This window comes from Massilia sp. SYSU DXS3249 (assembly GCF_053668055.1).
In genome coordinates this window covers 1-24041 of sequence record NZ_JBSIPX010000005.1, presented here as the reverse complement: position 1 = coordinate 24041, position 24041 = coordinate 1, and the positions used below count along the sequence as shown (strand labels likewise).

Genomic DNA, 24041 nt, shown 5'->3' with positions numbered 1-24041 from the left:
AGGACTGAATGGCGAGTAACAACGTAGCCCAATTTGCCACCGAACTGAAGATGCCTGCAGATTTGCTGCTGACGCAGCTGCGTTCTGCCGGCGTCGATAAAAGTTCGACGTCAGATCCCTTGTCAAAGGATGATAAGGACAAGCTGCTGAATCACCTGCGCCGTACCCACGGCGCCGGGGAGGCGACCGAGAAAAAGAAGATCACGGTCACCCGCAAGGAAACGAGCGAGATCAAGCAGGCTGACGCGTCGGGCAAATCGCGCACGATCCAGGTTGAAGTACGCAAGAAGCGCACCTTCGTGCAGCGGGACGATGTCGTGGCTACCCCGGCGCCAAGCGCCCCGGCAGCCCCGGTGATCGACGAAGCCGAAATCGCACGCCGCGAGGAAGAGTCGCGCCGTCACGCCGAGCTCGTCGCCCGCCAGGAAGCGGACCTGCGCGAAAAGCAGGAACGCCTGGCCAAGCTCGAAGCCGAGCGCGCCGAGCAGGCCAAGGCCGAGGAAGAGCAGGCCAAGCGCGATGCTGCCGAAGCCGCCAAGCGCGACGCCGCCGCGGCTGCCGCCGCCAGCTCCGCCGCAGGCGAGCAGGCCAAGCAGGCCGCCGCCGCCGAAGCCAAGCAGAAAGCCGACGAAGCCGCCAAAGCCGCCGCCGAACGCGCTGCCGCCACCGAGCGTGCACGCAAGGCCGTGGCCGACGAAGTGGCACAGATCAAGCTGATGATGGCGCAGCCGCGCCGCGTCATCAAGGCGCCGGAACCGGCGCCTGCGCCGGTGGCGGCCAAGCCGGCCGCACCTGCCGGCACGCTGCACAAGCCTGCCGACAAAAAGCCGGCCGACGCGACCTCGGCCAAGCCGGGCGACAAGAAGCCGGGCGACAAGAAGTCGATCAAATCGGCGAACGTGTCCTCGACCTGGTCGGACGACGCCAAGAAGCGTGGCGCGCCTGGCGGTGCCAAGACCCGTGGCGGTCCTGGCGCGCCGAGCGGCGGCCGCGACGGCTGGCGTTCGGGTGGCCGCAGTGGTGGCCGCCGCAACTCGCACGACGACCGCGAAACCAACTTCCAGGCGCCGACCGAGGCGATCGTCAAGGACGTCCACGTTCCTGAAACGATCACCGTGGCCGAACTCGCCCACAAGATGTCGGTGAAGGCCTCGGAAGTCATCAAGCAGCTGATGAAGCTGGGCCAGATGTGCACCATCAACCAGGTGCTGGACCAGGAAACCGCGATGATCGTGGTGGAAGAGATGGGCCATAAAGCCTTCGCTGCCGCCGAGGACGATCCGGAAGCGATCCTGGCCGACCAGGGCGAGCACGCCGAGTTCGAGTCGACCCCGCGTGCACCGGTCGTGACCGTCATGGGCCACGTCGACCACGGTAAAACCTCGCTGCTGGACTACATCCGCCGCGCCAAGGTTGCCGCGGGCGAAGCCGGCGGCATTACCCAGCACATCGGTGCATACCACGTGGACACCCCGCGCGGCATGATCACCTTCCTGGACACCCCGGGCCACGAAGCGTTCACCGCGATGCGTGCCCGCGGCGCCAAGGCGACCGACATCGTCATCCTGGTGGTGGCGGCGGACGACGGCGTGATGCCGCAAACGAAGGAAGCAATTGCTCACGCAAAAGCTGCCGGCGTGCCGCTGGTGGTTGCGATCAACAAGATCGACAAGCCGGGCGCCAACACCGACCGCGTGACCCAGGAACTGGTCGCCGAAGGCGTGGTGCCGGAAGAATACGGCGGCGATTCGCCGTTCGTGCCGGTGTCCGCCAAGGTCGGTACCGGTATCGACGACCTGCTCGAGCAAGTGCTGCTGCAGGCCGAAGTGCTGGAACTGAAGGCGCCGGTCGGTTCGCCGGCCCGTGGCCTGGTGGTCGAATCCCGTCTGGACAAGGGCCGTGGCCCGGTCGCAACGATCCTGGTGCAATCGGGTACCCTGCGCCGCGGCGACGTGGTGCTGGCCGGTTCGGCTTACGGCCGTGTCCGTGCAATGCTCGATGAGAACGGCAAGGCGATCGCCGAAGCCGGTCCATCGATCCCGGTCGAGATCCAGGGCCTGACCGAAGTGCCGGCTGCCGGCGAAGAAGTCATGGTCATGGCCGACGAGCGCAAGGCGCGTGAAATCGGTCTGTTCCGTCAAGGTAAGTTCCGCGACGTGAAGCTGGCCAAGCAGCAGGCGGCGAAGCTGGAAAACATGTTCGACCAGATGGCCGAAGGCGAGGTGAAGAACCTGCCGCTGATCATCAAGACGGACGTGCAGGGTTCGCAGGAAGCGCTGGTCGGTTCGCTGCAGAAGCTGTCGACTTCGGAAGTGCGCGTGCAGGTCGTCCATGCGGCGGTCGGCGGCATCACGGAATCGGACGTCAACCTGGCGGTGGCCTCGAAAGCGGTCATCATCGGCTTCAACGCCCGTGCCGATGCACAAGCACGCAAGCTGGCCGAAGCCAATGGCGTCGACATCCGTTACTACAGCATCATTTACGATGCGATCGACGAGATCAAGACGGCACTGTCGGGCATGCTGGCTCCGGAAAAGCGCGAGACCATCACCGGCCAGGTCGAGATTCGCCAGGTCATCCTGGTGTCGAAGGTCGGCGCGATTGCGGGCTGCCTGGTCACCGATGGCGTCGTCAAGCGCACCTCGTCGGTTCGCCTGCTGCGCAACAACATCGTCGTGTGGACCGGCGAGATCGACTCGCTCAAGCGCTTCAAGGACGATGCGAAGGAAGTCCGTGCCGGCCTCGAGTGCGGCCTGTCGCTGAAGAACATGAACGAAATCCAGGTCGGCGACGTGCTGGAAGTGTTCGAAGTGACCGAAGTGGCCCGTACGCTGTAACGCATTCAGCTGTTACCGCGCGCGGTACCAAAGCGCCATCCGCCGGGCCCATGCCCAGCCGATGGCGTTTTTTTTACCGTTTGCAAATATCCTCCGCATTGCAACCCGTACGCCTGCCGGCCCCCGATAGATGTACCATCGTCAGAAAAACATAAAGTAATCACCATGGCAAAACACAGCAAAACCATCCCGCAGCGCGGCCTGCGCGTCGCCGACCAGATCCAGAAAGACCTGTCGGAACTGATCGCCTTTGAACTGAAAGACCCGCGGGTCGGCATGGTCACGCTGACCGAAGTCCAGCTCACCCCGGACTACGCGCACGCGAAGATCTATTTCACCCTGCTCAAGGACAGCAAGGAAGAAGTCAAGCAGACGCTCGACGGCCTGAGCAAGGCGGCCGGCTACCTGCGCAACCAGCTCGGCAAGCGCCTGCACATCCACACGCTGCCGCAGCTGCACTTCGTGCACGACACGTCCACCTCGCGCGGCCTGCAGATGTCGGCCCTGATCGACCAGGCGAACGCCGTGCGCGCCGCCGACTTCGAGCAGGACGAAGCAGAGGCGAACCGCAACACCGACACGGACGCAGACGCCGAGTGAACGCCCGCCCGCAAAAAAAGCCGCGCGACCCCGTCGATGGCGTGCTGCTGCTCGACAAACCCGTCGGCCTGTCGTCGAACGACGCCTTGATCAAGGCCAAGCGCGTCATGAACGCGAAAAAGGCCGGCCACACCGGCACCCTCGATCCGTTCGCCACCGGCCTCTTGCCCCTGTGCTTCGGCGAAGCGACCAAGTTCTCGCAAGACCTGCTGGAAGCGGACAAGACCTATGATGCGACGGTCCACCTCGGCATCGTGACGACCACCGGCGACACCGAAGGCGAAGCCATCGAGACGCGCGGGGTCGACGTGACGCTCGAGCAGATCGAAGCGGCGCTGGCGCGCTTCCGCGGCCCGATCCTGCAGGTGCCGCCGATGTACTCGGCCCTCAAGCGCGACGGCAAGGCTTTATACGAGTACGCGCGGGAAGGCATCACGCTCGAGCGCGAAGCGCGTCCGGTGACCATCCACGGGCTGGAACTGATCGGCTATGAAGCGCCGATGCTGAAGATCCGCGTCACCTGCAGCAAGGGCACCTACGTGCGCGTGCTGGGGGAAGACATCGGCGCGGCGCTCGGCTGCGGCGCCCACCTGAACGCGCTGCGCCGCATCCAGGTCGGCGCGCTCACTACCGCGAAGATGATCACGCTGGAAGAGCTGCAGGCGCATGCCGAGCCGCTGTCGCTGCTGGCGCCCGTCGATGCGCTGCTGTCGAGTTTCCCGTCGGTGGAGCTGACGCCGGAACTGGCCAAGCGTTTCCTGAACGGTCAGCGCCTGGCGCTGGGCAAGGAGCAGGTGATGGTGCCGCAAGAGCTGGGCAGGGTGCGCGTGTACCACGAGGGCAAATTGCTGGGGACGGCGAATTTGCAGGAGTATGCGATCCTGGCGCCGGAACGGCTGATCGCTGCGCAGCAATAGCTCAGACCCGTAGGGTGGACGGCTTCGCCGTCCACGCGTTCAATCCGAGCAAGCACACTTGCATCGCTATTTCATGCGCTGGCTGAACGCGTGGACGGCATAGCCGTCCACCCTACGCCTGCAGCATGCGTCTTCGACGGCACCGAAACCGTGCAAAACTGGTCAAAAACGCTTGAAAACTCAGCAAGCCGTTGAAAATGCGGGCCTTTTCACGGAAAGGCCGCATTAACCTGCTATACTAGTCGGTTTCCGAAATTGGCAGCACCGTACACATCCGTACACCACGCAAATCCACGCTGAAATCACATGTCAAATACCAAACGCGCAATTCGTAATATTGCAATCATCGCCCACGTTGACCACGGCAAGACCACGCTGGTCGACCAGCTGCTGCGCCAGTCGGGCACGTTCCGTGAAAACCAGGCCGTGGACACCCGCGTGATGGACTCGAACGACCTCGAAAAAGAACGCGGCATTACGATTCTGTCGAAGAATTGCGCGGTCGAGTACGAAGGCACCCACATCAACATCGTCGACACCCCGGGCCACGCCGACTTCGGCGGTGAAGTGGAACGCGTGCTGTCGATGGTCGACTCGGTGCTGCTGCTGGTCGATGCGCAGGAAGGCCCGATGCCGCAGACGCGCTTCGTGACCCGCAAGGCGCTGGCCCTGGGCCTCAAGCCTATCGTCGTCGTCAACAAGGTCGACCGTCCGGGCGCGCGCGCCGACTGGGCCATCAACCAGACCTTCGAACTGTTCGACAAGCTGGGCGCCAACGACGAGCAGCTGGACTTCCCGATCGTCTACGCTTCGGGCCTGAACGGCTACGCCGGCCTGACCGAAGACGTGCGCGACGGCGACATGAAGCCGCTGTTCGACGCCATCCTGAAGTACGTGCCTGTGCGCGACGACAACCCGGACGGCCCGCTGCAGATGCAGATCACCTCGCTCGACTACTCCTCGTACGTCGGCAAGATCGGCATCGGCCGCGTCAACCGCGGTACCGTGAAGACCGGCCAGGATGTGATCGTCATGAACGGCCCTGACGGCACCCCGATCAAGGGCCGCATCAACCAGGTGCTGAACTTCAAGGGCCTGGAGCGCGTGCTGGTGGACTCGGCTGTCGCCGGCGACATCTGCCTGATCAACGGTATCGAAGAAATCGGCATCGGTTCGACCATCTGCGCAGTCGATACGCCTGAAGCGCTGCCGATGCTGACCGTCGACGAGCCGACCCTGACCATGAACTTCATGGTCAACAACTCGCCGCTGGCCGGCCGCGAAGGCAAGTTCGTGACCAGCCGCCAGCTGCGCGAGCGTCTCGAGCGCGAACTGAAGGCCAACGTCGCACTGCGCGTCTCGCCGACCGACGACGACACCACCTTCGAAGTCTCTGGCCGCGGCGAACTGCACCTGACGATTCTGCTGGAAAACATGCGCCGTGAAGGCTTCGAGCTGGCCGTGTCGCGTCCACGCGTGGTCTACAAGATGGTCGATGGCGTCCGCCACGAGCCGTACGAGAACCTGACCGTCGACGTCGAAGAAGTCAACCAGGGCGGCGTGATGGAAGAACTGGGCCGCCGCCGTGGCGACCTGCAGAACATGGAATCGGACGGCAAGGGCCGCGTCCGCCTCGAGTACCTGATTCCTGCGCGCGGCCTGATCGGCTTCCAGGGCGAGTTCATGACCCTGACCCGCGGCACCGGCCTGATGAGCCACGTGTTCCACGAGTACGCACCGGTCGACAACACCAAGGGCGAACTGGCTGGCCGCCGCAACGGCGTGCTGATCTCGCAGGACGACGGCGCCGCCGTTGCCTACGCGATCTGGAAACTGCAGGACCGCGGCCGCATGTTCGTCGAGCACAACACCCCGGTGTACGAAGGCATGATCATCGGCATCCACTCGCGCGACAACGACCTGGTCGTCAACCCGATCAAGGGCAAGCAGCTGACCAACGTGCGTTCGTCGGGTACCGACGAAGCAGTGCGCCTGGTGCCGCCGATCCAGATGTCGCTCGAGTACGCCGTCGAGTTCATCGAGGACGACGAGCTGGTCGAGATCACCCCGAAATCGATCCGCCTGCGCAAGCGCTACCTGAAGGAACACGAGCGCAAGAAGGCTTCGCGCGAAGCGTAATCCTGTTCGGAGCCCGCTCCGGCACCAGAAACCCGCTGCTCGCAGCGGGTTTTTTTATGCCTGCCGCGAAAATGCCGCGCCCCGACCGCTGGCTCATCGGTGCGCGCCCGTCCTGCCGCGGTTGGTAACATGGGCCATGCGCATCCTTTGGACCTACCTCAAGCCGCACTGGCGCCTGGGCCTGCTGGCCTTATTGTTCGCCGGGACCGCTCAGGTACTGGCGCTGGTCGATCCGATCATCTTCGGCCGTATCATCGACAGCGTCACCGGGCCGCGGCGCCTGCCCGAGTCCGAACTGATGCCGCACGTGATGCGCCTGCTGGGGCTGGCGGTGCTGGTGGCCGTGCTGTCGCGCCTCGCCAAGGCCTTGCAGGAATACGTGACGCGGCTGGTCGTGCAGAAGCTGGGCGTGGCGATCTTCAACGACGGCCTGCGGCACCTGCTGCGGCTGACCTTCCAGGAATTCGAGGACCTGCGCAGCGGCGAGATGCTCTCCTTGCTGCAGAAGGTGAGGGCGGACAGCGAACGCCTGATCAACACCTTCATCAACACCGCCTTTGCGGCGCTCGTCGGCGTGAGCTTCCTCACCTGGTATGCGGTGACCAAACACTGGCTGCTGGTGCCGGTGTTCCTGGTCGGGGTACTGGTGCTGGGCGGGCTCACGGGGCTGCTGAGCCGCGAGATCAAGACCCAGCAGCGCTCAATCGTGCGCGAGACCAACCGCAATTCCGGCTTCATCACGGAGTCGCTGCGCAATATCGAACTCATCAAGAGCCTGGGGCTGACCTTCCCGGAAATCCGGCGCCTGCGCAGCCAGACCGACGCCATCTTCGCGCTCGAGATGGAGAAGGTGAAGCGCGTGCGCCTGCTGTCCTTCCTGCAGGGCTCGACGCTGAGCCTGCTGAAGCTGGCGATCCTGTTTGCCCTGCTGTGGCTGATCTTCCGCGACGTGCTCTCGACGGGCGAACTGATCGCAATGCAGTTCATTTCGGTGTCGATCTTCGCGCCGCTGCAGGAGCTGGGCAACATCATCCTTGCGCACCGCGAAGCGGAGGCCTCGCTGCTGAACTTCAAGACGCTGATGGACAAGCCAGTGGAACGGCGCCCGCCCGATCCGGTCGAGATCGGTCCCTTGACGGAGCTGCGTTTCGACGAGGTGCGTTTCCGCCACAAGGGCGCGACTGAGGACGCGCTGGCCGGGGTCTCGTTCTCCGCGACCCTCGGCCAGACGATCGCCTTCGTCGGGCCGTCGGGCTCGGGCAAGTCGACTCTGGTCAAACTGCTGGTGGGCCTCTACACGCCGAACCAGGGCGAGGTCTCGTACAACGGCGTGCGCACGACCGACCTGCGCTACAACCGGGTGCGGCGCCAGATCGGTTTCGTCACGCAGGAGACTTATCTGTTCGCGGGGACGATCCGCGACAACATCCGCTTCGTGAAGACCGACGCCACGGACGAGGAAATCGTGGCGGCCATGCGGCAGGCCTCCTGCGCCTACCTGCTCGAACGCTCGCCGGAAGGGCTCGACACGGTGATCGGCGAGCGCGGCATGAAGTTGTCGGGCGGGGAAAAACAGCGCCTGTCGATCGCGCGGGCGCTGGTGCGCCAGCCGGCGCTGCTGATCTTCGACGAGGCGACCTCGGCCCTCGATTCGATCACCGAGGAGCAGATCACGAACACAGTGCGCGAGATCTCACGCCGGGCGGCGCAGATGACGATCCTGATCGCGCACCGGCTGTCGACCGTGATGCATGCGGATACGATTTTCGTGCTGGAGAAGGGCAGTGTGGTCGAGAGCGGGTCGCATGCCCAACTGCTCGAGGCGCGCGGTTTGTATTACGCGATGTGGCGGCAGCAGATTGGGGAAAGGCCGGTGCCGGCCGAAGGGTAGGGGTCATCGAGACCGGTGGCCTCGATGACTCCCTACGAGATCATTAGCGCATGCCCAGCAGGGCCAGCACGCGTTCGCGGCTGACGCCGACCAGCGCCGAGGTGATCGCCAGCAGCGACTCGTAGTCGTGGCTGGCGGCGGTGGCGGCGAAGTCCTGGGCGCTCATTGCCAGGGCTTCCGGGCTCATTTCCGGCTGGGCGGCGCGCTGGGTGGCGGCGCTCAGGGCGGCGCTGGCGGCGGCCTGGGAGCGGCGCACGCGTTCGAGGGCCTGCACCACTTCGCGCAGGCTCTGGCGCAGGGCGTCGGGGTTGCCAGTGTCGAGGTCCTGCAGCTTGAGGTCGGGCGCCACGGCTTCGGTGGCGACCCGGCCGCGGCCGGAAATGGCGATGCTGTCGCGCACCGCCGGCCAGTTGGCCTCGGCCGTGGTGAATTCGATGCGGCCCTGTCCGTCCAGCCCGGCGCGCACGTTCAGCGGGGCCAGGGTGCGGTCGAGGCGGCCGGCGATCTGTTCGGGCGTCATGCCAGGCTCGATGGCCGCGGCCAGTTGCGGGCCGCCGGCGCTGCCGATCGAGAACGCCAGCGACAAGGGCGCCGCCGCCTGCAGCTGGTTCACGTCGAGCCCGTTGATGCGGAAGCGCTGCCGCGCCGGTGCGCCGTCGGAAAACGCGAGCTGGGCATCGACCGAGCCGCCGGCGCGCGCGCTGCGTGCGGCGATCGAGGCGCCCAGCTGGCGTGCCCGTGCTTCGAGCTCGCGGGCGCCGCTCTTCATGCCGGCCAGCTTCGCGCTGAGCGCGGCCTTGACCGCTTCGAGTTCGCGTGCGACCTGGTCGAGGTAATCCTGGGCCTGCTGGGCGCTGGCGACGTCGCCCTGGAGGCGCGTGTCCCAGTCGGCCTTGCTGCGCCGTGCGGGCGCGGCGGCGGGCGTGCGCTGCGCGAGCCGGGTTTCATGGAGATCGCCTGAGACCGGCTCGGTGCGCGCGGGGGCTGTCGGAGTGCGGGCGGGAACGATGCCGGCGCCGCTGCTGGCCGGGCCGATCGTCGCCGGGGAAATGCTGGTACGGAGCGTCGTATCCATCGATTACAGGGCGGAGAACAGGGACAGCGAGCCGATCCGGCCATAGGCCTTGTAGGTGGCCTGCAGCGCCGTCGAGTAGCCGTTCAGCTCGGTGGCGGCGAGGCCCATGTCGAGCTGGCCGATGTCGGTGATCGCCATCTGGTTCGACAGGCTGACGTTGCTGTGGTTGGCCGCGAGCGTGTCGAGGATGTTCTGGCGGCCGCCGAGGACGGCGATCTTGCCGGTGACCGCGTTGAGCCCGTCGTCGAAAGCGCGCAGGTTGGCCGTCAGGACAGCGCGGGTGTCGGGGTCGTTGACGTTCAGATTCGTTGCGAACCTGTTGATGGTGTCGTCTATGGCGTTGAGCAGCTTCTCCATGCCGTCCATATTGTCGTTGGCGACTTGCGTCAGGCCGTTGCCGACCACTACCTGCTGGTCGTTGGTATTGCCGCCGAACTCGTAGCGCTTCGTGTCCTTGTTATAAACGATGGCTTCGTTCGAGGTCTTGGTGCCCGAGAAAATGTACTTGCCTTCCTGGTCGACCGTGTTGGCGCTGAAGAGCAGGCTGTCGCGCAGCGACTCGAGCGGCGCGATCATCGCTTTCAGGTCGTCCGGCGTGTTGGCGCCGTCGAGCGCCCAGACGATCTGGTCGCGGCCGGACACGATGTCGTTGACCATGCTGGTCATGTAGCCTTCGGTCTTGGTCAGGCGGATCTTGATCGTGGCGATGTTGTCGCGGTACTGGGTAATGGCGGCTTCTTCGCGCTGCAGGCGCGACAGGCGCACGCTGTCGACCGGGTCGTCCGAGGGCACGAGGATGCGCTTGCCCTCGGCCATCTGCTGGGTGATGGTGCTGAGGCGCTCCTGGTTCAGCTGGAGCGACTTGTTCATGTTCGACTGGTACTGGGCGGTGGCGATACGCATGGTGCTTCCTTAACCCATCATCGCCAGCGTGGCGTCGAACAGGGAATTGGCGACCGACATGACTTTCATGTTGGCCTGGTACATGTTCTGGTATTCGACGAGGTTGATCGCTTCCTCGTCCTGGTTCACGCCGCTGGTGGACTGCCAGTCTTCTTCCGCGTGGGTGCGCATGGTCTGGGCGGTGGCCAGGGACGCCTGGTTCTGCTGGCTGAGCACGCCGAGCTTGCCGACCAGCTGGGCGTCGATATCGGAAAACATCACTTCGCCGAGGTTGAGGGGATCGTTGGCAGGTTTCGCCGGGTCGGGGTCGCGGCCGATAACGATCTTCTTGCTGTTGATCGTTACCAGCAGAAGCAGGTTGCCCGAATCGGCCTCGGTGGTATCGGCCGAGAACGCCAGGTCGGCCGGCTTGAGATCCACGACGCTCAGGAGATTGGTCCCTTGTGGCGTATTCACGAACAGCTCCTGGCCGGCGCTTCCATCCATGGCGAAACCGTCCTTGAGCTGCGCGTTGACCTCGTCGGACAGGTCCTTCGCCATCTGTTTGACCACCTGTTGCATCGGCCTGAGCGTGTCGCGCTCGTAGACGGTCAGGCCGCCGAGCATGCCGCCGAGCTTTGCCGCATCCAGGCCGAAGGTGTTCGAGGCAAACTCGAGCTCGAAACCCTGGTCGGCATTGCTGCCCTTCGCGATCAATTTGCCGGTAACGTTCCCGATCACCAGTGCCTGGCCGGTCTTCAGCGATACATCGCGTAGTCCGCCCGGTTGCTCCGAGACCTCGATCGCCACCTGGCCGGCCAGCTCGTCGATCGCGAGGTCGCGCGCGTCGATCAGCGCGGACGCCGGCGCGCCGACTGCATTGGCCTGGGTGATGCGCGCGTTGAGGGCGGCGATCTTGCCGATGTTGGCATTTGCCGAGTCGACGATCGCGCTGCGCTGCTGGCTGATCGAGGTCTGCTGGGCGTTGTAGACGTTGTTCAGGCTGTTGAAGCGCTGCGCCAGCAGCTTCGACGCGGTCAGCACCTGCTGGCGCAGCGGGGTCGAGGTGACACTCTCGCCGGCCACCGCGTTGAGCGATGCGAAGAAGCCGTCGATCGCCGTGGAGAGGCTGGCCGTATCGTCGCCCATCACGCGCTCGAGCTGGGTGAGGTAGGGCTGGGTCTGCGAATAGGCGCCCGCTTCGGACGCCGCGCGCCACATCTGCTGGCTTTTGTAGCCGTCCGAAAAACGGATCAGCGAGCTGACCTGCACGCCATTGCCGACCGCCTTGCCGCTCGAATCGGCGCCGACGGCGGACAGCAGCGCGGCCTGGCGCGTATAGCCCTTGGTCTGCAGGTTGGCGATGTTCTGGCTGGTGGCCGAGAGCGCGAGCTGGGAAGCGAGCGCGCCCGACAGCGCGTTGGACAGGATGGTCATGGCAGGGTCTTTCTCGAGAAACAGGGCCTACTATAGATAGGCGACCAGTTACTTTGGATTATTAAGCGTTGCTGGCAGTAATTGACGCAGGATCGCGTCGGCGACCCCGAAGGCGCGCTGGCCGGCCATCTGTTTCGCCAGGATGCCGTCGGCCATGTCCTGCATGTCCTGGTTGACGCGGTCCTTGAAGACGCTGTCCTCGTCGGCCATTTCGCGCGTGGTGGCGCGCATGTCCTTGAGCATCTGTGCGATGAAGAAGCTTTCGAATTCGACCGCGGCCTTGGTGGCCTGCGCGGTGTAGACCGGGTCGGCGGCGCCTTCGGTGGCCGGAGCGACCGCTTCGAGACCGGTGGCGCCGCGGTTGGGCAGTGGGAGGAGGTTGTTCTTCGTTTCCATCAGATCACCACCAATTCGCCTTCGATCGCGCCGGCCTGGTCCAGCGCCTGCAGGATCGCCATGATGTCGTCCGGCGACGCGCCCAGGCTGTTGACGACGTCGATGATCGTCTGCAGCCTGGCGCCTGCCGGCCACTTGAACATTTGTCCGGAACCCTGGTCCACCGACAGCTGCGACTGCGGCGTGACGGCGGTCTGGCCGCGCGACAGGGGGCCGGGCTGGCTGACGTTCGCGCTCTCGGAAATCACGACCTTCAGCGCGCCGTGGGTGACGGCGGCCGATTTCACGCGCAGGCCGTCGGCGATGACGACGGTGCCGGTGCGCGAGTTGAACACGACCTTCGGCACTTCGGCGCCGGCCTCGACCTGCAGGTTGGAGAGCTTGGCCACGAAAGCCACGCGCGCGGTCGGATCGGACGGAGCGACGACTTCGACGCTGGTGCCGTCGGCCGTGGTGGCGACCTGGCCGAAACGGCGGTTGATCGCTTCGACCACGTTGGTTGCGGTTTCGAAGTGCGGCTGGCGCAGGCGCAGCAGCACTTGCGGGCGGGTGGCGAAGTCGGTGGCGATTTCGCGCTCGATCATGGCGCCGTTCGGGATGCGGCCGGTGGTCGGCGTGTTCACCGTCACCGAGGAGCCGCTCTTGCCCGAGGCCGACAGGCCGCCGACCACCAGGTTGCCCTGGGCCAGCGCATAGACTTCGTTGTCCGCCGCGCGCAGCTGCGTCAGCAGCAGGGTGCCGCCGCGCAGGCTCTTCGCGTCGCCCAGCGAGGACACGGTGATGTCGATCGCCTGGCCGCGGCGGTAACCCGGCGGGAACACGGCCGAGACCATGACGGCGGCCACGTTCTTGTTCTTGGCGTCCTGGCCTTCGGGCAGCTTGACGCCGAACTGCTTGAGCATGTTCAGCACCGACTGGCTGGCGAATTTCACCTGGGTCGAGTCGCCCGAGCCGTTGAGGCCGACGACGAGGCCGTAGCCGACCAGCGGATTCTCGCGCACACCCTCGATGCTGACCAGGTTGCGCAGCGCCTGCGCGGCCTGCGCGGGCATGGCTGCGCTGACGGCGAGCGCGGCGGCGAAAATGATACGGCTGAGGAGGGCGGTGCGACGGAACTGAATCATGTTCATCCTAAAAAAAGCGTCCGACAACGCGCTCAGGGCAAGGCGCAGCGTCGAAGACAGTACGTTAGTACGGCGAGGCGATGCAACGCCGCCATGAGCGCGTTTTCGGGCGCTTTAAAAGGGCATCAGGGGGCCGGTGAAGAAGCGGGTCAACCAGCCGGGCGAGTTGGCATCCGCCAGCACGCCCTTGGCCGAATAGGCGATGCGCGCATTGGCCACGCGCAGCGACGACACCCGGTTGTCGGCGTCGACATCGGCTGCGCGCACATAGCCCTTCAGGCGCACGAATTCTTCGCCCTGGTTGAGGACCATGTTCTTTTCCCCTGCCACGCGCAGCAGGCCGTTCGGCAGCACTTCCTGCACGATCACGGTCAGCGCGCCGGACAGCGCGTTCTGCTGGGTGCTGGTCGAATCGCCCGAGAAGCCGCGTTCGGCCGCCACGTCGATGCCGGTTTTCGCGAAGGTCTTGCCGAGCGCGCCCAGCGGGGAGACGCCGACCGACGACTCCTTGCTGAAACTGGTGCCGGCGCGCTTGCTGGCCTGGGTGGTCTCCTGCAGGATCACGGTGACGACGTCGCCGACACGGTAGGCGCGGGCGTCCGAGGTGAGCGACAGCGCGTCGCTGCTGAAGACGCCGCCCGACACGCCGCGCGCCGCGGTGGGCGCGACCGGGACCGGGGCTTCGTCGGGCACCACGACCGGCGCGCGCGAGGCGCAACCGGCCAGCAACAGCGTTGCGATGCCGAGGGCAAGGCCAAGGGATTTCATCAGCGTGCCGCCTGTGCCAGGTATTGCAGCATGTTGTCGGCCGCCGACAGCACCTTGGTGTTCATCTCGTAGGTGCGCTGGGCGGCGATCATGTCGACCATCTCTTCGACCACCTGCACGTTCGAGCCTTCGAGCGAACCCTGCTTGAGCTTGCCCAGTGCGCCGTCGCCCGGACGGCCTTCGGTCGGCGCGCCGCTGGCGGCCGTTTCCTGGAACAGGTTCTCGCCCAGGGCCAGCAGGCCGGGCGGGTTGACGAAGCTGGTCAGCGTCAGGGCGCCCAGTTCGGTCGGGGCAGACTGGCCGGGGATGGTCGCCGAGACGGTGCCGTTTTCGGCGATGGTGATTGCGGTGGCGTTGTTCGGGACCGTGATCTGCGGTACCAGCGGCAGACCCTGGGCATTGACCAGGGTGCCGTTGGCGTCGATCTGCAGCTGGCCGGCGCGGGTGAAGCCGGCTTCGCCGTTCGGGCGGCGCACCTGCAGGAAGCCATTGCCGGAGATGGCGACGTCGAGCTGCTGGCTGGTCGTCTGCAGCGAACCGTTGGTGAACACCTTCTGGGTGCCGACCAGGCGCGTGCCGTTGCCGAGCTGGACGCCGTTCGAGACGGTGTTGTCGGCGCTCTGGGCGCCCGGCTGGGCGTCGACCTGGTAGTGCAGGTCCTCGAACACGACGCGGTCGCGCTTGAAGCCGACGGTGTTGACGTTGGCGAGGTTGTTGGCGATGGCCTGCAGCTTGGCGTCCTGCGCCTGCACACCGGTCTTGCTGATCCACATTGCTGGATTCATGAATTTCTCCTTGGATTGTCAACGACTTAGCGCGCCTGAAAAAGCCCTCAGGGCAAGGCGCATCGTCGAAGACAGTACTTCAGTACGGCGAGACGCATGCAACGCCGCCATGAGGGTTTTATCAGGTGCGCTAAGCGCCGAGCAGGCGGTTGCCCGCCTCATTCATCTTGTCGCCGGCCTGGAACAGCTTCATTTGCAGCTCGAAGCTGCGGTTCAAGGCCATGGTCGCGACCATCTCTTCGATGGCCGACACGTTGCTGCCCTCTAAAGCGCGCGAGCGCACCGTGATGTTGGCGTCCGCCTGCAGCTGGTCGCCGTTGCGGGCGACGATCAGGCCGGCCTCGTTCTTGGTCAGCTCCGGGCCTTCGGCATTCACCAGGCGCAGCTTGTCGATCACCTGCATCGTGACCGCGCCTTCGGCCAGCACCGAGATCGTACCGTCGGTGCCGATCTCCACCGCCGAGTGGGGCGGCAGCACGATGGGGCCGCCGTCGCCCAGCAGCGGGCGGCCCGCGACGGACAGGGCGCCGGTGGCGTCGATGTCGATGGCGCCGGCGCGGGTATAGGCTTCCTGGCCGTTGAGTTCGACCGCGAAGTAGCCGCTGCCGTTGATCGACACGTCGAGCGCACGGCCCGTTTCGCGCACGGTGCCCGGCTTGGTCGAGATGGCGTCGGCCTGGGTACGCGCCATGTGCACGTCGTCGTAGCCGTAGCCGCCGAGCTGCTGGCTGGTCACCAGTTCGAGGTTGGCGCGAAAGCCCGGCGTGTCCATGTTCGCCAGGTTGTTCGCGTGGACCTGCTGGGCACGCAGCGTGTGCTCGGCGCCGGAGACGGCGGTGAAGATCAGTTTATCCATGCCGGTCTGGTCCCTTTATTACAGTGCCTGCATCAGCGACTGCATCATCTGGTTTTCGGTCGTGATGACCTTCGAGTTCGCCTGGTAGTTGCGCTGCGAGGTCATCAGGCCGACGAGTTCGGACGTGATGTCGACGTTCGAGCCTTCCAGCGCGCCGGTATTGAGCTTGCCCGACAGGCCCGCGCCCGGGGTGCCGTACAGGGCCAGGCCCGATGCGGCGTTGGCCTGCCAGCTGGTGTCGCTGGTGGCGGTCAGCGCGCCTTCGTTGCCGAAGGTGGCCAGGGCGATGGTGCCCACAGTCTGCTTCTGCTCGTTGCTGTAGCGGGCGACGACCGAACCGTCGGCTGCCAGTTCGACGCCGACATAGGTGCCCGAAGCGTAGCCGTCGGTGCTGTTGGTCGTCGTCGTCGCTTCACCTGCGAAGCGGGTGGTGCCGGTGTAGTCGACCGTGAAGGCGATCGGGGCGGCGCCGTTGGTCGGGGTCAGGGTCAGGCTGGGGTTCGGGGCCGGCACGGTCAGCTTGCCCTGGTTGTCGAAGGTCAGGGTGGTAGGCGTGCTGCCGACAGGGCCGTTGTCGAAAGCGTAGTACACGTTCACCTGGTCGTTGCCTGCATTCTTCACGAAGTATTGCGACACGGTGTGCTGGGTGCCGAGCGAATCGAACAGGACCGATTGCTTGACCATGTTGTAGGTCTCCGGCTTGGTGCTGTCGAAGGTGCCCGGTGCTTTCGTTTCCCAGTCTGCCGACAGGTTACCGACAAATTTCACGTTTTCCGAAGCCTTGGCCGCGATCTGGCCGGTCGGGATCTTGATGTCGCCCATCACGCCCAGGTTGCCGTTGACGGTCGGGCCATAGCCCTGCACCTTGCGGCCGGCGGCGTCGACCAGGTTGCCGTCCTTGTCGGCGGCGAAGATGCCGACGCGGCTGTACGACAGCGTGCCGGTGGTGTCGCGGCTCACAAAGAAGCCGCGGCCGTCGATGGCGGCGTCGAGCGAGCGGCCGGTCGATTCGACCGAGCCGTTCAGGCCGATGTTCTGGGTCAGCGAGCCGACCTGCACGCCGGTCGCCTGGTCGCCCGCATACATGGCGGCGAAGTTGGCGCGGCTGCTCTTGAAGCCGTAGGTGCTCGAGTTGGCGATGTTGTTCGATACGGCTTCCAGCTGCTCGTTGATGGCCTGGATACCGGAGAGGGCGATGTTAAAGCTCATGGGATTATCCTAAATTTTAGTTGGCGGCGACCTGGGTGGCCTTGCCGTTGAAACCGGTGATGGCGGACGGGTCGACTTCGCCGACGCCGGCCACCTGCAGGACGACGGCGCCGCTGCCCGACAGGCGTACGCTGTCGACGCGGCCGGCGATTTCGACCGGCAGGCGGCCGCCCTCGGCGGTCTGGGCCGAGATGGCGTAGCTGCCCGGGGCCAGGCCGAGCGCGGCCGGGTCGAGCGTGAATGGCTGGGAGCCGGCCGTGTGGAAGGGCAGCGACACGGCATGCTGCTGGCCGTCGGCGCCGGTCAGCACCAGGTTGGTGGCGCCGGCCGAAGGAAGCGTGATGCTGCCGCTGAGCGGGCTGCCGTCGAGGCGCACGCGGTCGGTGGCGACGGTGACTTGCGAGCCGACCTGGCCGCCCATCGCCAGCACCTGCAGGCTTTGCAGCACGCTGGCGCTGGCGCTGGTGGTCTTCGAAAGGCTTTGCAGCGCCTCGGTCTGCGACAACTGCGACAGCTGGTTGACGAACTGGCTCGGGTCCGAGGGCGCGAGCGGATCCTGGTTGCGGATCTGCGCCACCAGCAGCTTGGTGAACATGTCCTTGTTGGCGGAGACGTCGGCGCTGGCCGCGACCTTGTCGGTGGAGCCGGCGTTGTTCGAGGCCGCGAGGGAGTTATTGGTCAACATAATTAGCCTTCGCCCAGTTTCAGCAGCGACTGCTGCATCGTTTTGATCCGGCCGAGCACCTCGACGTTGGTCTCGAAGGCGCGCGAGGCGGACATCATGTCGGCCATTTCGGCGACCGAGTTGACGTTGCTGTAGACGACCATGCCGTCGGCGTCGGCCAGCGGGTTGCCAGGCTCGTAGACCTTGCGCACCGGGTCGGCGCTTTGCACCACGTCAAGCACCTGCACGCGGCCGCCCGCGTCGTTTTCCATGATGGCCGCGAACACCGGCTTGCGCGCGCGGTAGGCTTGGGCTTCCGATGGTGCTGCGGTGTCGGCGTTGGCCAGGTTCGAGGCGATGGTATTGAGGCGCACCGACTGCGCCGCCATCGCGGAACCGGCAATGTTGGAGATATCCTTGAAGCTCATGGCGATTACTGTCCGTTGATTGCTTTGGCCAGGCCGCGCAGCTTCATATTGATGAAGGTGAGGCTGGTCTGGAAGTCCGAGGCGTTTTGCGAGAAGGCCGCCTGCTCGACGCCGATTTCAACGGTGTTGCCGTCGGCGCTGGGGTGGAAGGGCACGCGGTAGAGCGCCTCGCCTCCATCGAGCGAAGGCATGCCCTCGCCAGCCTCGGCGTCGATGCGCTCCTGCAGCACGGCGCCGAAGTCCAGGTCGCGCGCCGTATAGCCCGGCGTGCTTTCGTTGGCGATGTTCGCGGCCAACACCTTGGTGCGCTCGGCGCGCACGTGCAGCGCGTCGGCATGCACTCCCAGTGCGTCCTTAAAATTAATCGTCATTCGCTTGTCCTCCGTCGTGAACTGCAGGTGTTTCGTTAGAATGGGTAATTCTTCGATTGCCAGGGTGTGTTGCAATGATTCGTCGTACTGCTCGTGTTCTTGTCTTGCCGCTGCTGCTTGCTGCGCTTTCGGCTTCGGCTGCACCTTCCATCACCCGTCAGGTCGAGGAGGCCGCGCGCGCCGAGCTGGAAAAACAGGCTGCCGCCATCGGCCTTGCCGATCCCCGCTTCGAGCTGACCGTCATACCGCCGCGCGTTGCGCCCGCCTGCACCGGTCCGGTCGAAGTCGACACGCTCGACACCCGCCAGCCCAACCGGATGCGCTTCGCGGTGCGCTGTCTCGGCCCCGGCACCAGCCGCCAGGAATACATCGTGCGGGCGCGCATCTGGGCGGAGGTCGCCGTACTCGCCGCGCCGGTCGCCGCCAACGAAGTGCTTACCGATGCACATGTTACCGTAGGGCAACGCGACATTACCAGCATTGCGGACCCCGTAATCCATCCAGTTGATGCGGTAGGGCAAACCAGCCGCAGATTGTTGCGTGCAGGAGACGTTCTGCGTAACAATTCGCTAAGCGCGCCGGTGCTGGTCAAGCGCGGCGACGCCGTCGTGATGATCGCGCGCATCGAGGGCATCGAAGTCAGCACGGCAGGCGAAGCGCTCGACAGCGGCGCCCGTGGCGCCACGGTCCGGGTGCGCAACAGCGCCAGCGGGCAGACGGTGCGCATGCGCGTCACCGCGCCGGGCACGGTCGAACCGGTGGACATGCCGCGCATCAGCCGTTGATCTCGCCCAGTTTGCCGGCCAGGCGCGCCAGCTTGGCGGCGTAGGCCGGATCGGTGGCATAGCCGCCACGGGCCAGTCCCTGCGCAAAGGCGTTGGCATCGCTGCCGGCGCCGATTGCGCCCTTGTAGCGCGGGTTATCCAGCAGCATCTGGGCGTAGTCGCGGAAGGCGCTGGCGCCGTCCGGATAGGCGCGGAAGCGTGCGCTGGTCTTGATCGCGACGCCGCCCACGTATTCCGTGGTGGCCGTGTCGCTGACGGCGCCGTTCCAGTGGGCGCCGGCCTTGATGCCGAACAGATTGTGGCTGTCCGCGCCGTTGGCGTTGCGGATCGGACGCTGGCCCCAGCCCGATTCGAGCGCGGCATGGGCCTGCACCAGTTCCGGCGCCACGCCGAGCCGGTCGGCTGCTTCCTTTGCCCACGGGGCGATGCTGTCCAAAAATGCCTGCTGTTCCTCGCTGGTCGAACCTTCGCCCTCGGGCGCAGCCAGCACGGCGGCCGCGCTGCGCGCATGCCAGACGCTGCCTTCGGGAGTGAGGGCGGGCGCGGTATCGCCGCCGCCGTTCTGGATGAAGGCGGCCACTTCGCCCTGGACGTCGGCAAACGCGCGGCCGAAACCGCTGCCGCCGCCGATCGCGGCCGTTGGGCGGGTGGGGGCGGTCGGCAGGATGGCCGAGATCGCCGTTGTCGAAAACTCAGCGTGGCGCATAGGTACCGTCCGAGTTGTGCAGCACGCGCTGCATGGTCGTGAACTGGTCCGCCAGCAGGTTGCCGTTGCGCGTGGTCGCCGCCTTGCAGGCCACCACCACGCGTTCGAGTTCGCTCCAGGCGGCGGCCAGCGGCGCGCGGCCCGGTTCCGGCTGGGCGGCGATGAAACCTGCCATCGTGCCCTCGTCACCGTGCAGTGCGCGCACCAGCGCCACACGCTGGCGGCGCCGTGCGTCCATCGCGTCGAGCGCCGGCGTCAGTTCTTCGGCCAGCCTGGCCAGCTCCGCGCCCTGGTGGCGCAGGGCGGCTTCGAACTGGCGCTCGAGCAGGGCAAGGATGTCGCTGGCAGCCGCCAGGTCCTGGCCGACACCCTCGGCGAGGGCGGCGGCGGCCTGCTGGCGCGTCATGCGGGTCGCGGCCTGGGTCATCAACGGCCTCCGTGGAAGCGTTGGATCAGGCCGGCCAGGCGCGACGGGTCGAAAGGCAGCTCGCCCTTGGCCAGCGCGTCGCGCAGTTCGGCCACGCGTGCGGCGTCGAAGTCGGGCATCGCGCGCAGGGCCTTGGCGGCCGGTTGCAGCACTTCCGATTGCAGCGCGGCCGGTGCTTCGTTCACGGGGGCAGCGACGGGCGCTGGGGCCGCGGCAGGAGTGCTGCCGACCGCGGACGCGATGCCGGCGGCGCCGGTTCCGGTGATTTTCATGCGGGTACCTCGGGTTTTCGATTGGATCGTCATGGTTACTTCGCCAGTTGGCCGCGCAGCGTGGGCAGTTCGCCGCTGCCGTCTTCTTTGTTTTCCGTCGTGCGGGCAGCGCTGACGGACACGCCGTCGACCAGTTCGCGGGTCGCGCCGGGCGTGCCGAACATCGCGGCCACCTGGCGCGACTGCGCGCGCGTCAGGATCATCAGTTCGATGCGGCGGTTCACGGCGGCGTCGGTGCGCGCGGCGTCGATCGGCGCGCGGTCGGCCATGCCCACCACCTGCAGCACGCTGTCGGGGCGCATGCCGCCGCTCAGCAGCTGGGCGCGCGCGGCCATCGCGCGGTTCGAGGACAGCGACCAGTTCGACATGCCGGTCTTCTCGGCGAAGGTGTATTTCACCGAGTCGGTATGGCCGACGATCAGCATCTGGTTTTCCATCTGCGCGAACAGCGGGCCCATTTTCTCGAGCAGGCGCGCGAAGCGGCCGGTGGGCAGGGCGCTGCCGCGCATGAACATGCCCTGCTTGTCGGTATCGTGCAGCATCACGCGCAGGCCGTAGGGCGTCACGGTCGCTTCCAGGTTCGAGGCCAGGCCGGCGTCTTCGCTCATCTTTTCCAGCTTCTTGGACAGGGCCGCGAGGTCGGCCGGCGAGTCGTACGACACCTTCGCCGCCTCGCCATCTTTCCCGGGACCGGTACCGTCATGCATGGTCGGGAAGCGCTCGATCAGGCTGCCGCTCGGGCTGCTGTCGATTTCCGGACGCTTGCCCGGGCCTTCGAGCTGGCCCGCGGACAGGTCCTTGAGCATGTTCTGCGCTGCTTCCTTTTCGCGCGCGGCCATCAGCCACAGCACCAGGAACAGCGAGAGCAGGGCGAGGCAAAAGTCGGCGAACGCCACTTTCCAGGCGCCGCCGTGCTCGTCGTGGTCGTGCTTGCCGCCGCCGCGCTTGACGATGGTCTCGCCGTGATGCTTGTCGTTCAGCTTCGACACCGCTTACCCCGTCATCCGGTCGCTCGAGCGGCGACGCTTGTTCTGCGATTCGTCCTCGCCGCCGCCCATCGCGTTGATCCAGCTTTCCAGCTGGGCGAAGCTCGGCTTGGTGTTCAGCTGGATCAGGCGGCGACCGGCGTCGATCGCCAGCAGCGCCGGCTTGCCGGCCACGTGGGTGCACAGCACGACCTTGACGGTTTCCATGGTTGCCGCTTCGGCGTTGACGAGCTGTTTCATCATGTTCGACAGCGGGTCGAGCAGGCCGTAACAGAAGAAGATGCCGATGAAGGTGCCGACCATGGCCGCACCGACTTTTTCCGCGATCAGGCCCGAGTCGGCGCCGTCCGAGACCGAGTACATCGCCATCACGATGCCCAGCACGGCGGCCAGGATGCCGAAGCCCGGCATGCCTTCGGCGATCTTGTGCAGCGACTTCGAGGGCTGGGTGAGTTCCTCGTGGATGGCGTCGAGTTCCTGCTCCAGCACGCCTTCAAGTTCGTGGGCGTTGATCTTGCCCATCGCCATCAGGCGGAAGTTATCGACGATGAAGGCGAGCAGCTTGGGTTCGTCCAGGATGCGCGGGTAGCGCTGGAAGATCGCGCTCTCGCGCGGCGCCTCGACGTGGGCGTCGAGCGCCTTCAGGCCGCCCGAGGCCAGTTGCAGCAGTTCGTACATCAGCAGCAGCAGCTGGCGCTGGAATTCCGAGTCGTGTTTTTTACGCGACGCGATCTTCTTGAGCTGGTGCCACATCTCGGTCAGCACGTGCTTTTCGTTGCCGATCACGAGGGCGCCGAAGGCGGCGCCGACGATGATCAGGATCTCGACCGGGTGCCAGATCGCGGTGACCGTGCCACCCATCAGCGCGAAGCCGCCGAACACGCAGCCGAGCACAATGAGGATACCGATTAATTGCTGCATGACGGGCCTTTCAGGATGATGGTCATGGTGAGTGTTTTCATTAACGCGCCCCGAGGGCGGCTTTCATCTTGGCCAGCGCGCTCTTGTTGAGCTGGCAGACGCGGGCATCCGACAAGTCGAGCACGGCGGCGATTTCTTTGTAGCTGAGCTCGAACTCGTAGATCATCTGGATCACGCGCTGCTCGCGCTCGTTCAGGGCCGACAAGGCCTGCTCCAGGCTGCGGCGCACCATGTGCGCTTCTTCCGGGCCGGGCGTGGCGTTGGCGCCCTCCATGGCTTCCTGCAGCACTTCGTCGAAGCTCAGCATCTCTTCGGCGCCGTCGTCGAGCAGGTGCTGGTAATAGGCTTCCTGGGTGATGCCCAGCGAATCGGCCGCTTCCTGCGGGGTCGGCTCGCGCCCGAGCGAACGGGTGAGCGCGCGCAGGCCGTCGCGCACGCGGTGCGCGTCCTGGCGCACCGTGCGCGGGCGCCAGTCCTGGCGGCGCAGCTCGTCGAGGATCGCGCCGCGGATGCGCAGCGAGGCGAAGCTGCCGAACCCGGTGTCCGGCGTGCCGTAGCGGCGCAGCGCTTCCAGCAGGCCGATCAGGCCGATCTGCTCCATGTCCTCGCGCGACATCGCGCCCGACACCTGCGAGTTCAGCTGGCGCACGATGCGCTTGACCAGCGGCGCATAGGCCACCAGGTGCTGCTGCTCTTCGCGCGGGCTCATGCTTGACGCCATGGCGGCACCGGCATAGTCGCCTGCGCAGGCGGTATCAAGGTAATCGGCGGAATAGGCCACGTGGTCCCCAGGCGTTATTCGATGATCAGTTTGCCGATCATGACCTCGTCGAACGGCTTGTCGCGTTCTTCGCTGGCATAACTGGCGTCAAAGGTCTTGTTCAACTGGGCGGCGAACTGCTCGACCGTCATGGCGGACGCTTCCGCCAGCGTGTGGGCTGACAACGCACGTACGGCCACCGCGCGCAGCAACGGCAGGTGTTCCTTGGCCTGCTTTTCCTGGTCCGCGGTCGTGGCCAGCACCAGGTCGGTCGACAGGTAATGGGCGCTCGCTTCGTTCGGGCCGCGGCGCAGCATCACGATCACCTTGTCGAGGGTGACGTACTTGGCCGGCTTGTCCGATTTTTCCTTCTTCTTTGCTTCCTGTTTCGCCTCGGCGCCGGGTGCTGCCTTGGCCGCTTCCTGCGATCCCATCCACCACATGGCGCCACCGGCCGATGCCGCGCCTACCAACACCACGGCGATCACGCCGATCATTATCTTGAGCTTGCTGTTCATTGTTCGTTACCGTCAGGTCGATGCGCGTCCGTTCAGCGAGAACGGGGATGCGCCGAGGTTGGCTTCGGCCAGGGCCTGGCCCGGTTGTTGTTCCTGCTGGCCGCCGTCCTGCTGGCGCCCGCGTCCGCTGCCGTCGCCGGCAAACAGGTTCATGTTGCCGGCGGGGGGGGGGGGGGGGGGGGGGGGGGGGGGGGGGGGGGGGGGGGGGGGGGGGGGGGGGGCGGGGGGGGGGGGGGGGGGGGGGGGGCGGGGGGGGCGGGGGGGGGGGGGGGGGGGGGGGGGGGGGG

The 24041-nt window shown here is 66.0% G+C and carries 26 protein-coding genes; 6 read left to right on the top strand and 20 right to left on the bottom strand.

The features are described from left to right. Nucleotides 1–8 precede the first annotated feature (8 nt). The 5 genes from infB (at nucleotide 9) to ACWCIA_RS07915 (ending at nucleotide 8384) form a co-directional block, all read left to right on the top strand. Nucleotides 9–2837 (top strand): translation initiation factor IF-2, encoded by a 2829-nt coding sequence (infB, locus tag ACWCIA_RS07935; protein ID WP_454162130.1) that lies wholly within the window; start codon nucleotides 9–11, stop codon nucleotides 2835–2837. A 165-nt stretch (nucleotides 2838–3002) separates the two neighbouring features. After that, nucleotides 3003–3437 carry a 30S ribosome-binding factor RbfA gene (rbfA, locus tag ACWCIA_RS07930; protein ID WP_454162128.1) on the top strand — a complete coding sequence of 145 codons (435 nt, stop codon included), beginning with the start codon at nucleotides 3003–3005 and terminating at the stop codon, nucleotides 3435–3437. Next, on the top strand, nucleotides 3434–4354 hold the full coding sequence (gene truB / locus ACWCIA_RS07925) for a tRNA pseudouridine(55) synthase TruB (RefSeq protein ID WP_454162126.1): 921 nt from the start codon (nucleotides 3434–3436) through the stop codon (nucleotides 4352–4354). Before rbfA ends, truB begins: the two co-directional genes overlap by 4 nt. Before the next feature lie 306 nt (nucleotides 4355–4660). Continuing rightward, the gene (typA, locus tag ACWCIA_RS07920) at nucleotides 4661–6493 is read left to right on the top strand and encodes a translational GTPase TypA (RefSeq protein ID WP_454162124.1); all 1833 of its coding nucleotides are present in this window, start codon (nucleotides 4661–4663) and stop codon (nucleotides 6491–6493) included. Nucleotides 6494–6629: 136 nt separating this feature from the next. Beyond that, nucleotides 6630–8384: an ABC transporter ATP-binding protein gene (locus tag ACWCIA_RS07915; protein WP_454162122.1), complete on the top strand. Its 1755-nt coding sequence runs from the start codon at nucleotides 6630–6632 to the stop codon at nucleotides 8382–8384. A 43-nt stretch (nucleotides 8385–8427) separates the two neighbouring features. On the opposite strand, the gene ACWCIA_RS07910 is transcribed toward ACWCIA_RS07915, so the two are convergent. The 12 genes from ACWCIA_RS07910 to flgB all read right to left on the bottom strand — a co-directional run bounded on the left by ACWCIA_RS07910 (nucleotide 8428) and on the right by flgB (nucleotide 18379). Beyond that, nucleotides 8428–9459: a hypothetical protein gene (locus ACWCIA_RS07910; RefSeq protein WP_454162121.1), complete on the bottom strand. Its 1032-nt coding sequence runs from the start codon at nucleotides 9457–9459 to the stop codon at nucleotides 8428–8430. A gap of 3 nt (nucleotides 9460–9462) precedes the next feature. Continuing rightward, nucleotides 9463–10362, bottom strand: coding sequence for a flagellar hook-associated protein FlgL (gene flgL, locus ACWCIA_RS07905; protein WP_454162119.1), 900 nt, complete (start codon nucleotides 10360–10362; stop codon nucleotides 9463–9465). Nucleotides 10363–10371: 9 nt separating this feature from the next. Next, nucleotides 10372–11778 (bottom strand): flagellar hook-associated protein FlgK, encoded by a 1407-nt coding sequence (gene flgK / locus ACWCIA_RS07900; protein ID WP_454162118.1) that lies wholly within the window; start codon nucleotides 11776–11778, stop codon nucleotides 10372–10374. Nucleotides 11779–11826: 48 nt separating this feature from the next. Then, nucleotides 11827–12174: a rod-binding protein gene (locus ACWCIA_RS07895; RefSeq protein WP_454162117.1), complete on the bottom strand. Its 348-nt coding sequence runs from the start codon at nucleotides 12172–12174 to the stop codon at nucleotides 11827–11829. Continuing rightward, on the bottom strand, nucleotides 12174–13298 hold the full coding sequence (locus ACWCIA_RS07890; protein ID WP_454162116.1) for a flagellar basal body P-ring protein FlgI: 1125 nt from the start codon (nucleotides 13296–13298) through the stop codon (nucleotides 12174–12176). Before ACWCIA_RS07890 ends, ACWCIA_RS07895 begins: the two co-directional genes overlap by 1 nt. 114 nt (nucleotides 13299–13412) lie before the next feature. Next, nucleotides 13413–14066 carry a flagellar basal body L-ring protein FlgH gene (flgH, locus tag ACWCIA_RS07885; protein WP_454162115.1) on the bottom strand — a complete coding sequence of 218 codons (654 nt, stop codon included), beginning with the start codon at nucleotides 14064–14066 and terminating at the stop codon, nucleotides 13413–13415. Continuing rightward, a complete protein-coding gene (gene flgG / locus ACWCIA_RS07880; RefSeq protein WP_454162113.1) occupies nucleotides 14066–14851 on the bottom strand; it encodes a flagellar basal-body rod protein FlgG in 786 nt (261 codons plus the stop codon). Before flgG ends, flgH begins: the two co-directional genes overlap by 1 nt. Nucleotides 14852–14981: 130 nt before the next feature. Further along, complete coding sequence (locus ACWCIA_RS07875; RefSeq protein ID WP_454162111.1) at nucleotides 14982–15707, bottom strand: flagellar basal body rod protein FlgF; 726 nt, start codon at nucleotides 15705–15707, stop codon at nucleotides 14982–14984. 18 nt (nucleotides 15708–15725) lie between these two features. Then, on the bottom strand, nucleotides 15726–16916 hold the full coding sequence (locus ACWCIA_RS07870) for a flagellar hook protein FlgE (RefSeq protein ID WP_454162110.1): 1191 nt from the start codon (nucleotides 16914–16916) through the stop codon (nucleotides 15726–15728). Between the two features lie 16 nt (nucleotides 16917–16932). Next, nucleotides 16933–17601 (bottom strand): flagellar hook capping FlgD N-terminal domain-containing protein, encoded by a 669-nt coding sequence (locus ACWCIA_RS07865; RefSeq protein ID WP_454162108.1) that lies wholly within the window; start codon nucleotides 17599–17601, stop codon nucleotides 16933–16935. A gap of 2 nt (nucleotides 17602–17603) precedes the next feature. Beyond that, nucleotides 17604–18008: a flagellar basal body rod protein FlgC gene (gene flgC, locus ACWCIA_RS07860; RefSeq protein ID WP_454162106.1), complete on the bottom strand. Its 405-nt coding sequence runs from the start codon at nucleotides 18006–18008 to the stop codon at nucleotides 17604–17606. A gap of 5 nt (nucleotides 18009–18013) precedes the next feature. Continuing rightward, entirely contained in the window at nucleotides 18014–18379 is a 366-nt protein-coding gene (gene flgB / locus ACWCIA_RS07855) for a flagellar basal body rod protein FlgB (protein WP_454162104.1), read from the bottom strand. A 74-nt stretch (nucleotides 18380–18453) separates the two neighbouring features. Here flgB and flgA point away from each other — a divergent pair, with 74 nt between their 5' ends. Beyond that, nucleotides 18454–19164 carry a flagellar basal body P-ring formation chaperone FlgA gene (gene flgA / locus ACWCIA_RS07850; protein ID WP_454162102.1) on the top strand — a complete coding sequence of 237 codons (711 nt, stop codon included), beginning with the start codon at nucleotides 18454–18456 and terminating at the stop codon, nucleotides 19162–19164. Here flgA and flgJ read toward each other — a convergent pair. The 8 genes from flgJ to ACWCIA_RS07810 are packed head-to-tail and all read right to left on the bottom strand — an operon-like array spanning nucleotide 19154 to nucleotide 23907. Further along, nucleotides 19154–19870 carry a flagellar assembly peptidoglycan hydrolase FlgJ gene (gene flgJ / locus ACWCIA_RS07845; protein ID WP_454162100.1) on the bottom strand — a complete coding sequence of 239 codons (717 nt, stop codon included), beginning with the start codon at nucleotides 19868–19870 and terminating at the stop codon, nucleotides 19154–19156. The genes flgA and flgJ overlap by 11 nt on opposite strands. Beyond that, a complete protein-coding gene (gene flgN, locus ACWCIA_RS07840; RefSeq protein ID WP_454162099.1) occupies nucleotides 19857–20297 on the bottom strand; it encodes a flagellar export chaperone FlgN in 441 nt (146 codons plus the stop codon). Before flgN ends, flgJ begins: the two co-directional genes overlap by 14 nt. After that, nucleotides 20297–20569, bottom strand: coding sequence for a flagellar biosynthesis anti-sigma factor FlgM (gene flgM, locus ACWCIA_RS07835; protein ID WP_454162097.1), 273 nt, complete (start codon nucleotides 20567–20569; stop codon nucleotides 20297–20299). Before flgM ends, flgN begins: the two co-directional genes overlap by 1 nt. A 35-nt stretch (nucleotides 20570–20604) precedes the next feature. Next, on the bottom strand, nucleotides 20605–21558 hold the full coding sequence (locus ACWCIA_RS07830) for a flagellar motor protein MotB (RefSeq protein WP_454162095.1): 954 nt from the start codon (nucleotides 21556–21558) through the stop codon (nucleotides 20605–20607). 3 nt (nucleotides 21559–21561) lie between these two features. After that, on the bottom strand, nucleotides 21562–22476 hold the full coding sequence (motA, locus tag ACWCIA_RS07825) for a flagellar motor stator protein MotA (protein WP_454162093.1): 915 nt from the start codon (nucleotides 22474–22476) through the stop codon (nucleotides 21562–21564). Between the two features lie 40 nt (nucleotides 22477–22516). Beyond that, the gene (locus ACWCIA_RS07820) at nucleotides 22517–23257 is read right to left on the bottom strand and encodes a FliA/WhiG family RNA polymerase sigma factor (RefSeq protein WP_454162091.1); all 741 of its coding nucleotides are present in this window, start codon (nucleotides 23255–23257) and stop codon (nucleotides 22517–22519) included. Between the two features lie 14 nt (nucleotides 23258–23271). Continuing rightward, nucleotides 23272–23754, bottom strand: a complete 483-nt coding sequence (locus ACWCIA_RS07815) for a flagellar basal body-associated FliL family protein (RefSeq protein WP_454162089.1) — start codon at nucleotides 23752–23754, stop codon at nucleotides 23272–23274. A gap of 12 nt (nucleotides 23755–23766) precedes the next feature. Next, nucleotides 23767–23907, bottom strand: coding sequence for a hypothetical protein (locus ACWCIA_RS07810; protein WP_454162088.1), 141 nt, complete (start codon nucleotides 23905–23907; stop codon nucleotides 23767–23769). Between the last annotated feature and the right edge of the window lie 134 nt (nucleotides 23908–24041).

Coding starts and splice junctions, on each gene's coding strand:
- infB (WP_454162130.1), top strand. CDS start 9: ATGGCGAGTAACAACGTAGCCCAATTTGCCACCGAACTGAAGATGCCT.
- rbfA (WP_454162128.1), top strand. CDS start 3,003: ATGGCAAAACACAGCAAAACCATCCCGCAGCGCGGCCTGCGCGTCGCC.
- typA (WP_454162124.1), top strand. CDS start 4,661: ATGTCAAATACCAAACGCGCAATTCGTAATATTGCAATCATCGCCCAC.
- ACWCIA_RS07915 (WP_454162122.1), top strand. CDS start 6,630: ATGCGCATCCTTTGGACCTACCTCAAGCCGCACTGGCGCCTGGGCCTG.
- ACWCIA_RS07910 (WP_454162121.1), bottom strand. CDS start 9,459: ATGGATACGACGCTCCGTACCAGCATTTCCCCGGCGACGATCGGCCCG.
- flgL (WP_454162119.1), bottom strand. CDS start 10,362: ATGCGTATCGCCACCGCCCAGTACCAGTCGAACATGAACAAGTCGCTC.
- flgK (WP_454162118.1), bottom strand. CDS start 11,778: ATGACCATCCTGTCCAACGCGCTGTCGGGCGCGCTCGCTTCCCAGCTC.
- ACWCIA_RS07895 (WP_454162117.1), bottom strand. CDS start 12,174: ATGGAAACGAAGAACAACCTCCTCCCACTGCCCAACCGCGGCGCCACC.
- ACWCIA_RS07890 (WP_454162116.1), bottom strand. CDS start 13,298: ATGATTCAGTTCCGTCGCACCGCCCTCCTCAGCCGTATCATTTTCGCC.
- flgH (WP_454162115.1), bottom strand. CDS start 14,066: ATGAAATCCCTTGGCCTTGCCCTCGGCATCGCAACGCTGTTGCTGGCC.
- flgG (WP_454162113.1), bottom strand. CDS start 14,851: ATGAATCCAGCAATGTGGATCAGCAAGACCGGTGTGCAGGCGCAGGAC.
- ACWCIA_RS07875 (WP_454162111.1), bottom strand. CDS start 15,707: ATGGATAAACTGATCTTCACCGCCGTCTCCGGCGCCGAGCACACGCTG.
- ACWCIA_RS07870 (WP_454162110.1), bottom strand. CDS start 16,916: ATGAGCTTTAACATCGCCCTCTCCGGTATCCAGGCCATCAACGAGCAG.
- ACWCIA_RS07865 (WP_454162108.1), bottom strand. CDS start 17,601: ATGTTGACCAATAACTCCCTCGCGGCCTCGAACAACGCCGGCTCCACC.
- flgC (WP_454162106.1), bottom strand. CDS start 18,008: ATGAGCTTCAAGGATATCTCCAACATTGCCGGTTCCGCGATGGCGGCG.
- flgB (WP_454162104.1), bottom strand. CDS start 18,379: ATGACGATTAATTTTAAGGACGCACTGGGAGTGCATGCCGACGCGCTG.
- flgA (WP_454162102.1), top strand. CDS start 18,454: ATGATTCGTCGTACTGCTCGTGTTCTTGTCTTGCCGCTGCTGCTTGCT.
- flgJ (WP_454162100.1), bottom strand. CDS start 19,870: ATGCGCCACGCTGAGTTTTCGACAACGGCGATCTCGGCCATCCTGCCG.
- flgN (WP_454162099.1), bottom strand. CDS start 20,297: ATGACCCAGGCCGCGACCCGCATGACGCGCCAGCAGGCCGCCGCCGCC.
- flgM (WP_454162097.1), bottom strand. CDS start 20,569: ATGAAAATCACCGGAACCGGCGCCGCCGGCATCGCGTCCGCGGTCGGC.
- motA (WP_454162093.1), bottom strand. CDS start 22,476: ATGCAGCAATTAATCGGTATCCTCATTGTGCTCGGCTGCGTGTTCGGC.
- ACWCIA_RS07815 (WP_454162089.1), bottom strand. CDS start 23,754: ATGAACAGCAAGCTCAAGATAATGATCGGCGTGATCGCCGTGGTGTTG.
- ACWCIA_RS07810 (WP_454162088.1), bottom strand. CDS start 23,907: ATGAACCTGTTTGCCGGCGACGGCAGCGGACGCGGGCGCCAGCAGGAC.